14 protein-coding genes and 3 tRNA genes are annotated in these 13,051 nt (G+C 64.8%); 16 read left to right on the plus strand and 1 reads right to left on the minus strand.

Going from position 1 to position 13,051, the window contains the following annotated elements; genetic code table 11:
* Positions 1–68: 68 nt before the first annotated feature.
* From secD to murI, 6 genes are read left to right on the plus strand one after another with little or no spacing between them, the layout of a single operon-like run.
* The gene (gene secD / locus RMP10_RS11065; protein ID WP_310570340.1) at positions 69–1,742 is read left to right on the plus strand and encodes a protein translocase subunit SecD; all 1,674 of its coding nucleotides are present in this window, start codon (positions 69–71) and stop codon (positions 1,740–1,742) included.
* A 7-nt stretch (positions 1,743–1,749) separates the two neighbouring features.
* Positions 1,750–2,760: a protein translocase subunit SecF gene (gene secF / locus RMP10_RS11070; RefSeq protein ID WP_310570341.1), complete on the plus strand. Its 1,011-nt coding sequence runs from the start codon at positions 1,750–1,752 to the stop codon at positions 2,758–2,760.
* 5 nt (positions 2,761–2,765) lie between these two features.
* Entirely contained in the window at positions 2,766–3,587 is an 822-nt protein-coding gene (locus tag RMP10_RS11075; protein ID WP_310570342.1) for a TatD family hydrolase, read from the plus strand.
* A 23-nt stretch (positions 3,588–3,610) separates the two neighbouring features.
* Positions 3,611–4,000 (plus strand): RidA family protein, encoded by a 390-nt coding sequence (locus tag RMP10_RS11080; protein ID WP_345785794.1) that lies wholly within the window; start codon positions 3,611–3,613, stop codon positions 3,998–4,000.
* A gap of 14 nt (positions 4,001–4,014) precedes the next feature.
* A complete protein-coding gene (locus RMP10_RS11085; protein WP_310570344.1) occupies positions 4,015–4,611 on the plus strand; it encodes a hypothetical protein in 597 nt (198 codons plus the stop codon).
* A gap of 2 nt (positions 4,612–4,613) precedes the next feature.
* The gene (gene murI / locus RMP10_RS11090) at positions 4,614–5,438 is read left to right on the plus strand and encodes a glutamate racemase (RefSeq protein ID WP_310570345.1); all 825 of its coding nucleotides are present in this window, start codon (positions 4,614–4,616) and stop codon (positions 5,436–5,438) included.
* Here the strand turns inward: murI and RMP10_RS11095 are convergent.
* Positions 5,352–6,155, minus strand: coding sequence for a UDP-2,3-diacylglucosamine diphosphatase (locus tag RMP10_RS11095; protein WP_310570346.1), 804 nt, complete (start codon positions 6,153–6,155; stop codon positions 5,352–5,354). The genes murI and RMP10_RS11095 overlap by 87 nt on opposite strands.
* Positions 6,156–6,288: 133 nt before the next feature.
* On the opposite strand from RMP10_RS11095, the gene RMP10_RS11100 reads away from it, so the two are divergent.
* From RMP10_RS11100 to RMP10_RS11145, 10 genes are all read left to right on the plus strand, one after another.
* Complete coding sequence (locus RMP10_RS11100; RefSeq protein WP_309670924.1) at positions 6,289–6,726, plus strand: thioesterase family protein; 438 nt, start codon at positions 6,289–6,291, stop codon at positions 6,724–6,726.
* On the plus strand, positions 6,716–8,596 hold the full coding sequence (locus RMP10_RS11105) for a peptidylprolyl isomerase (RefSeq protein ID WP_310570347.1): 1,881 nt from the start codon (positions 6,716–6,718) through the stop codon (positions 8,594–8,596). The genes RMP10_RS11100 and RMP10_RS11105 overlap by 11 nt, the downstream gene beginning before the upstream one ends.
* Before the next feature lie 173 nt (positions 8,597–8,769).
* Complete coding sequence (locus RMP10_RS11110) at positions 8,770–9,333, plus strand: hypothetical protein (protein ID WP_310570348.1); 564 nt, start codon at positions 8,770–8,772, stop codon at positions 9,331–9,333.
* The gene (locus tag RMP10_RS11115; protein ID WP_310570349.1) at positions 9,308–9,838 is read left to right on the plus strand and encodes an LptE family protein; all 531 of its coding nucleotides are present in this window, start codon (positions 9,308–9,310) and stop codon (positions 9,836–9,838) included. The genes RMP10_RS11110 and RMP10_RS11115 overlap by 26 nt, the downstream gene beginning before the upstream one ends.
* Before the next feature lie 35 nt (positions 9,839–9,873).
* Complete coding sequence (gene rfaE2, locus RMP10_RS11120; protein WP_309670928.1) at positions 9,874–10,320, plus strand: D-glycero-beta-D-manno-heptose 1-phosphate adenylyltransferase; 447 nt, start codon at positions 9,874–9,876, stop codon at positions 10,318–10,320.
* On the plus strand, positions 10,313–11,098 hold the full coding sequence (gene rph / locus RMP10_RS11125; protein WP_310570350.1) for a ribonuclease PH: 786 nt from the start codon (positions 10,313–10,315) through the stop codon (positions 11,096–11,098). Before rfaE2 ends, rph begins: the two co-directional genes overlap by 8 nt.
* Before the next feature lie 7 nt (positions 11,099–11,105).
* Entirely contained in the window at positions 11,106–11,828 is a 723-nt protein-coding gene (locus RMP10_RS11130) for a non-canonical purine NTP pyrophosphatase (RefSeq protein ID WP_310570351.1), read from the plus strand.
* 135 nt (positions 11,829–11,963) lie between these two features.
* Positions 11,964–12,037 (plus strand) — tRNA-Pro (locus RMP10_RS11135).
* An 84-nt stretch (positions 12,038–12,121) separates the two neighbouring features.
* A tRNA-Arg gene (locus RMP10_RS11140) sits at positions 12,122–12,195 on the plus strand.
* A 37-nt stretch (positions 12,196–12,232) separates the two neighbouring features.
* Positions 12,233–12,304, plus strand: a tRNA-Lys gene (locus RMP10_RS11145).
* Positions 12,305–13,051: the final 747 nt, after the last annotated feature.

Below are 13,051 nucleotides of genomic sequence, written 5' to 3' on the forward strand. Positions count from 1 at the left end.
CGCATTTTGCGCCATTTCTCGCGTCTCGCTCCCCGACGCGCTGACATTACCTCTGGCCACCGGCATCGATGGCGAACCTGAAGTACCGCATCCTGCTCATCGTGGGACTCTTCGCGGCCTCCGCGTGGGCCCTCTTTCCGCGCACCGTTGTCGAACGGGTGAAGCGCGATGGCGTTTTCGTTTACGACACCGTGCGTCGCGTGCCGCTCAAGCGAGGTCTCGACCTCCAGGGCGGTATGCACCTGACGCTCGAGGTCGACGAGTCCAAGCAGGCGGTCGCGAACAAGTCCGAGGCGCTCGATCGTGCACTCAAGGTAGTGCGCCAGCGCATTGACGAGTTCGGCGTGTCCGAACCCGTAGTGCAGAAGGCCGGCAACGAGCGCATCATCGTGGAACTCCCCGGCATCGACGACGCGGAACGCGCGCAGGACGTTGTGCAGAAGTCGGCGTTTCTTGAGTTCCAGATTACCGATAAGACGCAGGCGTTTGAGAAGGTGATGCCGCGCTTCGACGAGATCGCCAAGAACGCAGGGCTCTCGGCAGCATCCGAAGCGAAGGCTGCTGGCGACACCGCCAAGAAGGGCGGCGCCACCTCGTTGCTCACGCAGCAGTCTGATTCCTCCAAGGACTCCACGGGAAAGGCGATTGCGTCCACGGGTGCCGATTCGACGGCCAAGACACCGGCCGTCGTGATCGGCGGTTTGTTTAGCACCAACGTGCAGCCCGGCCAAATCCCGGGTCAGTACATCGTGCCGGAGGCGTCGTACGCCGCCATCGAGCGTGCACTCTCCTTGCCGGCGATTCAGGGGGCCATGCCTCCGGGCAAGGTGATGCGCTGGGGCGTTGATTCGCTCGTCTCCGGCACCCAGCGTTTCTTTGCGCTGTACGTGCTCGACTCGCGTCCGATCATCACGGGTGAAGTGCTCACCGACGCGCGTCCGTCCACCGATCCGGTGGAAGGAAACGTCGTGCAGTTCACGCTGAACAACGAAGGCGCCCGTCGCTTCAAGGTCGAGACCGGCAAGCATGTGAGGGACAACATGGCCATCGTGCTCGACCAGCGCGTCGTGACGGCGCCGGTGCTCAACAGCGCGATCGGCCGCAACGGTCAGATTACGCTTGGCGGCGGAACGCTGCAGGCCGCACAGGATCTCGCGCTCGTGTTGCGTGCTGGTGCGTTGCCGGTGCCGCTCAAGGTGGCCGAAGTCCGCAGCATCGGTGCCAGCCTCGGTGCCGACTCGATCAACAAGGGTGCGCTTGCACTCGCCGTCGCGTTCCTGCTTATCGTCGTCATTATGATCGGCTACTACCGATTTGCCGGCATGCTGGCGGTCGCGGCGCTGCTGCTCTACCTCGTGTACACGCTCGCGGTGTTGGCCGGCTTCCATGCAGTGCTCACCTTGCCTGGACTTGCCGGCTTCGTGCTCTCCATCGGTATCGCCGTCGACGCCAACGTGCTGATCTTCGAGCGCATCCGTGAGGAGCTCGATCACGGCAAGTCCAACCGACTCGCGATCGACGAAGGCTTTCGCCACGCACTGAGCGCCATCATCGACACTTCGGCGACTACGATTCTGTCTGGCATGGTGCTGTATCAGTATGGCACGGGACCGGTGCGCGGCTTTGCCGTCACGCTTATCGCGGGCCTCGTGGCCTCGCTGTTCACGTCGATCTTCGTGAGCAAGACCTTCTTCATGATCTGGCTCAGCCGTACGCGCGGCAACCAGACGCTGAGCATCTGAGGACGCCATGCTGCGAATCTTTCACAACACCAAGTATGAGTTCGTCAAGCATTGGCGCATCGCCGCCGGCCTCACGGTCGCGTTCATCGTGGCAGGTCTCGTCACCTTCGGGATCACCGGTGGCGTGAAGTACAGCATCGACTTCACGGGCGGAACGCTCATGCAGGTCCAGTTCAAGCAGGCACCGGATGTTGCCGTAGTGAGGAGCACGCTCGACAAGGCAGGCATCGCGGGAAGCGAAATCCAGCAGTACGGCACAGCGACGGAGTACACCATTCGCGCTCGTGACGAGAAGCAGGTGGAAGCACAGGATGCCGGCGCCGAAGGTATTTCGAAGTTGATCGCAGCAGCCCTGGAGCAGCAGTTCGGCGCAGGGAACGTCACGATTGTGCGCACCGAGGCGGTTGGACCAAAGGTCGGCAGTGAACTGCGCTCTGGCGCGTTCACGGCGATGCTGATCGCGTCGTTGTTCACCCTCATGTATCTCGCGATCCGCTTCGACTGGCGCTTCGGTGCGGCGGCCGTGCTCTCCACCGCGCACGATATTCTGCTCACGATGGCGTTCATCAAGATGTTCAACATCGAGGTGTCGCTTACCGTGGTCGCGGCCATTCTCACGCTGCTTGGGTACTCGGCCAACGACACGATTATCATTTTTGACCGTGTTCGCGAAGATCTGAAGAAGCGGGCGAAGGGCGAGTCGCTCTCACAGGTGCTCGACCGCGCGATCAACGAGACGTTGCCTCGTTCCGTCATGACGCACGCCACCGTGCTGGCGTCCACGCTGGCGCTGCTGTTCATCGCCGGCGAGATCATCCGACCGTTCGCGTGGGTCATGACGTTCGGCGTATTTGTCGCCACCTTCTCCTCGATCTACGTCGCCGGTCCGTTTCTGATCTGGATTGAGTCGAAGTATCCGCGCACCACATCCGACTCCACGAGCCGGGCCGTCAACGCGGGTAACGACAACTCGGGCGACAAGAGTGCGCGGAAGGCGGAGCGTCTCGCCTCGCGTTAACGCGCATGATCGTCTTTTCCGATAGTCATGTACATCTGGCCGATCCCGCGTTCGCTGATGAAGCGGACGCGGTGATCCAGCGGGCCCGCGCAGTAGGTGCGCGGGCCCTTGTCTGTATTGGTGAGTCAGCTGCCACCGCGCTGCGGGCCCGGCGTCTGGCCGAGCGCCATGCGGGCTTTGTCTTCTTCACCGCTGGCGTCCATCCCCACGATGCTGCGGGCTGGGACGATGCCACCGATGCGCCCGCCATTCGTGATGCCGTCGCTCACGGAGCGGTCGCCGTCGGCGAGTGCGGCCTCGACACGCACTACGATCACGCACCGCGTGCACAACAGCGATACGCCCTCGACGCCCAACTCGCGCTCGCCGAGGAGTTGCACAAGCCGATCGTGTTGCATACCCGAGCGGCCGAGGCAGATACCGCCGAATTCCTGAAGCGGGCCGACGTCGCGCGCGTGCGGGGCGTGCTCCACTGCTACACCGGTTCGGCGGCGCTGGCGGAGGCCGCACTCTCCGTCGGATGGTTTGTTTCGTTCAGCGGCATCATCACGTTCAAGAGCTGGACTGACGACGCGTTGCTGCGGCTGGTCCCGAGCGACCGACTGCTCGTAGAGTCCGATGCGCCGTATCTTGCACCAGTGCCGCATCGTGGAAAGCGCAATGAGTCGGCGTTCGTGCCTCTGACGTTGGCCCGGTTGGCCGCCGTCCGGCAGCAGGATGTCGACGCTCTCGGTTGGCAAACGCTGCGCAATACGAAAGTACTGTTCGACCTGCCTGATGCCGTGGTAGCTGCCGAGCCCACCGCGACCTCGCTCGCTCATTCTTGATCACCTTCCAGCGCATCACCGACATGCCCATCGAGACCCTGCACACCGACCACGCACCGAAAGCGATCGGCCCCTACGCGCAGGCGGTTCGCGCCAATGGTTTCCTCTTTACGGCTGGTCAGATCCCGCTCGATCCCGTTTCGATGGAAATCGAGACCGGTGACGTGAGTGCGCAGACGGAGCGCGTACTCTCGAATCTGTCCGCCGTGTTGAACGAGGCCGGCGTGACCTGGAGCGACGTGGTAAAGACCACCGTCTTCCTGAAGTCCATGGACGACTTCGTCGCGATGAATACGGTGTACGCGCGCGTACTCGGCGACGCCCGTCCGGCGCGCTCCACGGTGGCCGTGGCCGGGCTCCCTCGAAACGTGAGCGTCGAGATCGAGCTCGTCGCGGCTCTCCCCGCGCGCTGAGGAGTATCAGAGACATGCTTCGCCTAGTTCCGCGCGCGCTGTTGGTACTGGCGCTAGTGGCGCCTGTTGGCGCGCCGCTGGTGGCGCAGCAGCGCGACTCGGTGACGGCGAAGCCGGTTCCCGCGCCGATCATCAAGCCGGCGGCTCCGGTCTCCCCGCTCACCCAGCGTGGCCGATTTACACCACCGCTCACGCCGAAGCGGGCGTTCCTCTACTCGTCGCTGTTGCCTGGCTTCGGGCAATCGCGCTTGGATCGCGGGACGTCCGGGGCGCTGTTCGCCAGCATCGAACTCGCGGCGATTGTGATGATGCGCCGCAGTCAGATGGATCTGAGGGAAGCGCGTCGATTCCAGATCGACACCTTGCCCGGCCAGTACCTGGTCTCTGGCGATTCAGTCGTCAAGAATGGGATCTTTACGAACGGATTCACGCGTGATCTGGTGCGAACGCGACGCCTGCACGTGGAAGATTGGATCGCCGTCGTCGCCTTCAATCACCTCTTTGCCGGCGCTGATGCGTTCGTCTCGGCGCAGCTGTGGGACGTGCCGCTCGAGCTGTCGGCGTATCCGCGCCCATCGGGCGCCGTGTTCGCTGCCACCATTCGATTCTGAGCATGATGCAGGCATCGCGCGGGGCGTCGATCGGGATGTTCGATTCTGGCCTTGGTGGTCTCACCGTCGCCAACGCCCTCATGCGGCGGCTGCCAGCGGAATCGCTACTCTATTTCGGCGACACCGCTCGCGTTCCGTACGGTCCCAAGAGTCCGGACACCGTACGACGCTACGCGTTACAGATTGGCGAGTGGCTGGTGCAGGAAGGCGTAAAATGCGTCGTCGTCGCGTGCAACACGGCCACCGCCCACGCCCTCGACGCGCTCCAGTCGACGCTGTCGGTCCCGGTCATTGGTGTTGTCGAACCGGGCGCTCGGGCCGCCGTGCGCGCGAGCCGCGGTGGACCAATCGGTGTCATCGGCACTAGCGGAACGATTGCGTCCGGTGCCTACACGAGGGCGATTCACCGGCAGTCACCAGACATCGACGTACGGGCCGAGGCGTGTCCGCTCTTCGTACCGCTGGTGGAAGAGGGTTGGATCGATCACCTCTCCACTCGACTGATTGCCCACGACTATCTGGCGCCAATGCGTGAGGCGCGGGTCGACACACTGGTGCTTGGCTGTACGCACTATCCGTTGCTGGCACCGGTCATCGCTGCCGAGATGGGGCCTGAGGTCCGGCTCATTGACAGCGCGGAAGAAACGGCGGCCGAAGTGGAACGCATCCTCGCCGAGCGCGGGCTGCTGCAGCACACGTCGGGCGAGCATGGGCGGGAACCGACACACCGTTTTGTCGCCTCAGACGCGCCGCAGCACTTCCTCGCGCTCGGCGGTCGCTTCCTCGATGTTCCGCTCACCGCTGTGGAGTACCACGTCTTCACCTGAGTCGCGCCACGCGCGCAACGAGATCCGATCGCTCTCGATGAGCAGATACTGTTGGTCGAGATACCACGCACCCGCGTTCGCATACCATCCGGCCCCGGCGCGCCGCAACATCGGCACGTGCGAGTGGCCGTGGATCACCAGGTTCGGACCGTCGGGCGCCGACAGCGAACGCGTGCCGACCGCAAGCAGGCCCCGACCTTCATCGCCCGCGCGCCGTGTTCGGCTCGTATGCGAAGAAGCGAGCGCAACACGCGACGCGAGATTCGGATGCAATAAGCCGAAGGCCCGGATCGCCAACGAATGGCGAAGGACCCGGCGGAGGCGGCGATACGGCGCGTCCTCCACCTCGCGCAGCCCATCCCCGTGGACGAGCTCGGCCCGCCAGGGCCCGATCGACCCAGCCCAGGGGTGCAGGGTGTACTGTGCGCCCGTTTCGGCCATGAGCTCGTCGCCGCCCCAGCAATCATGATTGCCGCCGATCCATAACACCGGAATTCCGGCGTCGTGGAGATCGGCCAGCGCCGCCAGCACCCGGAATCCCGTGCGAGGCATGGCGTGACGCCAGGCGAACCAGAAATCGAAGAGGTCGCCCATGATCACCAGCGAGCGGGCGCGCGACGGCACGTCACGCAGCAACCGCAGCAGAGCACGCTCAGCGTCCTTCGAAGCAACGCCGAGGTGTGCGTCGCCGAGAACCAGTGTCGGAGTGTTGAGCACGATGGCAGTCTAACCAGTCCGGGACGGGGCCACAAACGCACGGGGCCGCCGCTTGCCCACAGCGCTTGGCTGTCGGTCGGGGCAGGGACATCTTCCTCATTCCCTCTTTCGCCGGCGATCGCCGGTGTCCCCAATGGCTGCCATGGTGTCCGAAACGATTTCCGAACTGCGGGTGCGATACGCGGAAACCGACCAGATGGGGGTCGTGTATCACGCCAACTATCTCGTGTGGTGCGAACTTGGCCGGACTGACTTCATACGCGCACTGGGAAAGTCGTACGCCGAACTCGAACGCGATGGTGTGCTCTTGGCCGTTTCCGACGTGACCATGCGCTTTCACGCGTCCGCGCGATATGACGATCCGATCCGGGTGCATACGCGGCTCACGTCAGCGGGGTCGCGCGGACTTGCCTTCGCGTATCGCGTGATGCGTGCCGACACGGACACCCTGCTGGTGTCCGCGACCACCGCGCTGGTCTCCATCGACAAGACCGGGCGCTTGGCGGCGATGCCGCGTGACGTGCGCGCCGTACTCGAGGCGGCGGTCATGCCGGCAGGCCATGCGCGGTAATCGCACCCTCGATCGGCGACGGATCGTCGCCCTCATCGCCGGCGCCGGCATGACGGCCGCCGGGTGTGCAAGCACCAACGCCGGTGCCCGTACTGGTCTCGGCCCGCGTGCCGCGCGCATGACCGCGCTCGACGTGCGACACGATGCGCAGCTCATGGCGATGCTCGATGTCCGTCGGGCCGATACGCTGCTCGTCGACACGTTGCTGATAGACGGCGACCCCGATCGCCGGGCTCGCACGGCCCTCGCGATCGGGCAGCTGCGAATGCGAGCTCGATTCCCGCACCTGCGTCGGTTGCTCACCGATGGTGACACACTCATCGCGGCGAACGCGGCCTACGCGCTCGGCGTGGCGAAAGATACGCAGGCCGTCGCGGCGCTGGCGCGTGCGATTGGCGGTGCCCCGGATCCGGTGGCGCGCGAGGCGGCGTGGGCGCTCGGTGAGATCGGCGAACCGTCCCGTACCGTGCTGTCCGTGGCCTTGGGCGACGGACTCGCCGCGCCATTGCGTGGGAGCTCCGCGTCGTTGCGCAGCGCGCCGGTCCGTGCGGCGCTAGTCCTCGCCACGGTGAAGCTGCGTCCCGCGCCGATTACACTCGTTGTGCCGTGGCTCGCCGATACGTCGGCGCAGGTCGTGCGTTCCGCATCGTACGTCATCGGACGACTGCGGGCGCCAGCCGGCGTGCGCGCCTTGCTCGCGGTGCGAAGCCATCCTGATGATGAAGTCCGACAGTATGTCGCTCGTGCATTGACGCGCACTACCGTCGGAGACTCGCTCGCCGTGCTGGCCCGTGAGGCACTGAGCGCGTTCCAGCGGGACGCCGACTGGCGAGTGCGGGCCAATGCGGCGGGAAGCGTCTCCACGTTTGGTACGTCGGTGCTCGATGCGGTACAGATCGGATTGGCCGACTCGGTCGCCAACGTGCGCGTCGCCGCCACCGATAGTCTGTCCGTCGTCTTCGGCCGCGACACGGTCAGATGGCGTCGCGTGTGGGAGCGCGACACGCTGCTCGCGGTTCGTCGATTGATGCTCGCGCACGTGCGACGCAATGCACTGACGCTCTTCGATGCCGAGGTCGCGACCTGGGAACAGCACGCGGATTGGCGATACCGCATGGCGGCGCTCGAGCACCGCCCGCGCGCCGCGGACGCGGACCGCGTACTCGCGGCCGAAGCGTTCATGGCCGATGCCGATCCCCGTATTCGCAGTGCCGCACTGCAGCGTGTTGGCAATTCCGTCGATGGCAGCCTGTCGGAGCGCATGCGCGTGCTGGCGGAACGGGCCAGCACCGATCGCGATTCAATCGTCCGAGTCATTGGCCAGCGACTGCTGTCCCCACGGGACACCACGGCACGTGCGCCACGGCGCGTAGTGGCGGATTCACTCGTGGCGCGACCACTGGCGGAGTACGAGCGCCTGGTCCGCCAGTGGGGCGCGGCGGGCAGCCGTCAGCCTGTCGCCGTGATCGAGACGGATCATGGCGTGGTCACCCTGCAGCTCTTCGGGCGCGAGGCGCCATTGGTGGTCGAGTCGTTTGTCCGGCTGGCGAAGGCGGGGTTCTACCGGAACACCGTCTTTCATCGCGTGGTACCCAACTTCGTGGTGCAGGACGGCGATCCGCGCGGAGACGGCACGGGTGGCCCCGGGTTCTCACTTCGCGAAAGCTTCTCCCGACAGCGTCACCAACGGGGGTGCCTCGGGCTCGCGACGTCGGGTCCCGATACCGGCGGAAGCCAGTATTACCTCTGTCACTCCAGTCAGCCGCATCTCGACGGCGCGTATACGGTGTTCGGAACGGTGCTGTCCGGATTCGATGTCATGGATCGCATCGTGCAAGGTGATCGCATGGTGCGCATCCGCATTCAGTGATCCGCCCCACGCTTCGACGACACGACTTCATGCCCGAACGAGCCCGATTCGCCATATGCTCCAGGACCGCCGCAGCGGGGATCGCCCTTGTCTCGGCGTTGCTCGTTTCCTGCGCTCCCGCGGCGCGTCCCCTCGTTGGATCACCGACCCGGGCCATCCTGCCTCCGACGAACATGGCGGCCGGGTCGCAGATTCTCCGGTTCACGTGGACCTACAAGGACGAAACATTCGAGGCCAATGGTGACGGAGCGGTTCGGGCGCAGGCTCCCGATCGGGCGCGCCTGGATTTCTTTCTTAAGAACGGCATGGCTGGCGGCTATGCGATCCTGCTCGGCGACTCCCTGTTCGTTCCTGGCGTCGACCTGGTGAAGCGCCTTCTGCCGCCGGTGCCGCTGCTGTGGTCCAGTCTGGGCCGCCTCGCATTGCCGCCCAGTAGGGATACGACCGCCCGGATCGACGGCGACACGCTGCGTGCCGATCTGGGCGTACTGCGGGGACGCGATGCATCCGGGGCCGACGGTCGCGCGTGGCGCCTCGCCTTCGGCGGCACCACGCTCGCGCGGGTCGAACGGATTGAAGACGGCAAGGTCATCGAGTGGATGTCGCGTCGGCGCGGCGCCAACGGGCAGTGGCAACTGCAGTATGTTCATGAGCGAGGCAAGCGGCGTCTGGCCATTGCCGTGACCGATACCACGACTGTCGAGGGATTCGATGACGCCATCTGGCGCCGTCCGTAGGATCGCACGCGCCGCACGGGGCACTTTCGCTCTGCTGTTGGCGGCGTCGCTGGTGGGTGGCTGCTACGGGTTCTCCGGAGGCGGCGGACTGCCGAAACAGTTGAAGACCGTGGCCATCGAGCCGTTCGACAATCAGACGGCGGTGCCTGAGCTGCAACGCGAAGTCTTCGAGCAGCTGCGCGCAGCGCTGCGCGATCGTCTCAATCTGCGCGAAGCGCCCGTTGCCCGAGCGGACTTGGTGGTGCGCGGTACACTGGTGAAGTACGACGTCGACTTGCCGGCCGGTGTCAGCGCCGACGGCCGCCAGACCACGTCGACGCGGCGACGGCTGATCATCGTGCTTGATGTTGAGATCATCGATCAGACGACTGGCCGCACGCTCCTCACCAAGAAAGGGCTGCAGCGCGAAGGACAGTACGCGGAAGGTGGTGAGGCCGTAGGACGCAAGAACGCGCTCGAAAGCCTGATTTCCGACCTCGTGGAAGGCGTGCAATCCCAATGGTAACGCGCGATGCCCCCCGGTTCCCGTCGTCGAAAGTCATGACGCTGGAGGCGGCCGCCAGCTGGCGCCGCACCGTTCGTGGCGCTGTCGTGTTTACCAACGGTGTCTTCGATCTGCTGCATCCTGGCCACGTCGATGTCCTCGACCGCGCACGTCGTGAGGGCGCGGCGTTGATCGTGGGTATCAACAGCGATGCATCAGTCAAGCGCCTGAAGGGACCTGAACGGCCGATTCGCACGGCCAGCGAGCGCGCCGTCGTGTTGGCGGCGCTGGAGGCGGTCGACGCGGTCGTGCTGTTCGAAGAGGATACGCCGATCGAACTCGTGCGCGCCCTCGAGCCCGATGTCATCGTGAAGGGCGGCGATTATTCACCAGACACTATCGTTGGCGCGGACCTGGTGACCGCACGCGGTGGACGCGTGGTGGTTATTCCGCTCGTCGACGGACACTCCACAACTTCTACCATCGAGAAATTGCGTGGCTGACCCTACCGTGAACGGATCCGACGTGACGAGTGACGAGCGCCCTCTGCTTTCCACTCGGGTTGGACGCGCCAACGATGAAACGCGGCCGGCGCGGCTGGAGCGTGGGGCCGTGCCGTATGCGGAAGGCTCATGCCTCGTGTCCTTCGGCGAGACGAGCGTGTTGTGTGCCGCCTCGGTGGAGACCGGTGTCCCCGGTTGGCGTCGTGGGTCTGGAGAAGGGTGGGTGACGGCCGAGTACTCGATGTTGCCGCGTGCGACCAAGACGCGCTCGTCACGTGAACGGCAGCAGATCGGTGGTCGCACGCAGGAGATTCAGCGACTGGTGGGGCGCAGCGTCCGGGCCATGCTCGACGACTTCCGGTTCGGCGAGTTCACGGTGAAGGTGGACTGCGATGTCCTGCAGGCTGACGGCGGCACGCGTACGGCGGCGATCACCGGCGCCTGTGTGGCCGTGCATGATGCGTTCACGTGGATGGTGCAGACAGGCCGTATTCCTGTCTCGCCCGTGCGTCGACGCGTCGCGGCCATCAGCATCGGCCTAGTCGATGACCAGCCGCGTCTGGACCTCGACTACGAGGAAGATGTGCGCGCCGGCGTGGACATGAACGTCGTGATGAGCAGCGAAGGCCGCTTCGTCGAAGTGCAGGGTACGGGCGAGCACGGCACCTTCGCGCGGGAGCAGCTGGATGCGCTGCTGTCGATCGCGGTTCGCGGTATCGAGACGCTCGATGCGATGCAGCTGCGGGTGCTGGGCGAGCCGTTCCCGCAGCCGCGGTAGGCGAGCGGTGAGCACGCCCACAGCCGCGTCCGACACGCGTGTGGTTCTCGCGACGCGCAGCGCGGGGAAGGTGCACGAACTGGTCCCGCTCCTGGGCGCTGTTGGTGTGCAGGTCATCACGCTGGCCGACGTCGGGCTTCTGGAAACGCCGGATGAAGACGCGCTCGAAGTGTTCGACACCTTCGAAGCGAATGCGCTGGCCAAGGCCCGCTACTTTGCGCAGCGCACTGGAGCGATCGTGCTGGCCGATGACTCAGGACTTGCCGTCGACGCCCTGGGTGGTCGACCGGGGGTGCACAGCAAGCGATGGTCTGGACGGACGGATCTTCATGGCGTCGCCCTCGATGCGGCCAACAACGCGTTCCTGCAGGAGGCGCTGCGCATGGCACCCGTTGACATGCACGGCGACGCGGCGCGCGCGGCGCCAGCGTCACGACGGGCGCGCTATGTGTGCGCGGCAGCGTGCGTCTGGCGCGACGGCGAAGAGTGGCGTGAGGCCGTGGTGCGTGGGGAAACGACGGGAACGTTGCTCACCACGGCGCGTGGGTCCGGCGGCTTCGGGTATGATCCGTACTTTTTGTCCGATGATCTCGGGGCCACGTTCGCCGAGGTGGCGCGTGACGCCAAGGCGCGCGTCAGTCATCGCGGTCGGGCGTTTGCGGCGCTGCTGCAGCTCGAGGCGGTGCGCGATCGCTTTACGCGCCCCGTGTCGAACGAGTTGCGGCGATGAGGTGAGCTGGGCGTTGGCCGTCTCGAGGCGAGCGTGCACTGTGTTGGTCTGACGCGTGCAGGAAGTTGCCACGGATTTGCGAGCCCCGGTTGACCTCGGCGCATCGGCGGGATAACATACGCGGCCGCTGATCTGCGGGGCGTAGCGTAGCCCGGTATCGCGCCTGCTTTGGGAGCAGGAGGTCGCCGGTTCGAATCCGGCCGCCCCGATCTCGTGGTAGGATGTATCAGATGTGGCGGATCCGCAGTGGATCCATGTGTGGGACCCCGCGAGGGGGACCAGCGGCAGAGCAGGCGCCAGTAGCTCAGATGGATAGAGCGGCAGCCTTCTAAGCTGTTGGTCGGGGGTTCGAGTCCCTCCTGGCGCGTCATGTCGGTGTTGGAAGCGGTAGGCTGTTCTGGACCGCACCCTTAGCTCAATGGTAGAGCAGCTGACTCTTAATCAGTAGGTTCTAGGTTCGAGTCCTAGAGGGTGCACTTTTGATGAGTCCGGTGTTATACTGCCGGTGTGGGGTTGGGCGGAATGTCGCAGTCGTTCGAGGTTGGTATCGAACGCGTTCCGAGGTTCGGCGCGGTGAAGCTCTCTGAGCTTTTGCTGTCGTTGTCAGGCTGGTTGGTACTTGGTTTGTTGGTTGCTGGTGGTGTTGTCTGGCAGGCTCCTATGCGAGCCGTGCGCTACACGCTCATCGTTGCATCGACCGAACACGAGTTCTCTTCTGGATGCTGCCGGGTTTTCGACCCGGACCTCTCCGATGCTGAAAAGCCTCGGTCTGCGGCGGCCGCTGTCAGCGGCCGCTTTTTGTTGCCGGTCACTGACGATCCGCTACGCGCCGAGTACGTTGGCGTTCGGTCGGGTTCAGCTGGCGAAAATCGGGGGTTGCGGAATACGCAGCGCGATCGCATACTTGCGACCCCGCAGTACAAACGGAATCAGTTTGTTGAGCGCCGTTGCTGGAAGAAAAGCCGGAGATTCTGCTGTTGTCGGCGCACACAAATTGCGCGACGCGGACAAGAAAAAAGGGTTGACTTTCGGTGTGTAGTTTGGTACTGTTGGAGGCTGCCACCCAAACCGTGGCGAAACGAAAAAAGGTAACTGACGCAACCGCAAGCGGTTGCGCTCACATAGCAGGGAAGTAGCATCGCTGTTTGACAATCGAAGTTCGAGATCGATGGATGTGTGGGACGGTATCACTGACCTGCGGCTTCTTCAGGGCTGCAGCGAGA

The sequence above is a fragment of the Gemmatimonas sp. genome, from assembly GCF_031426495.1.
In the GTDB taxonomy this organism is placed as follows: Bacteria; Gemmatimonadota; Gemmatimonadetes; order Gemmatimonadales; family Gemmatimonadaceae; genus Gemmatimonas.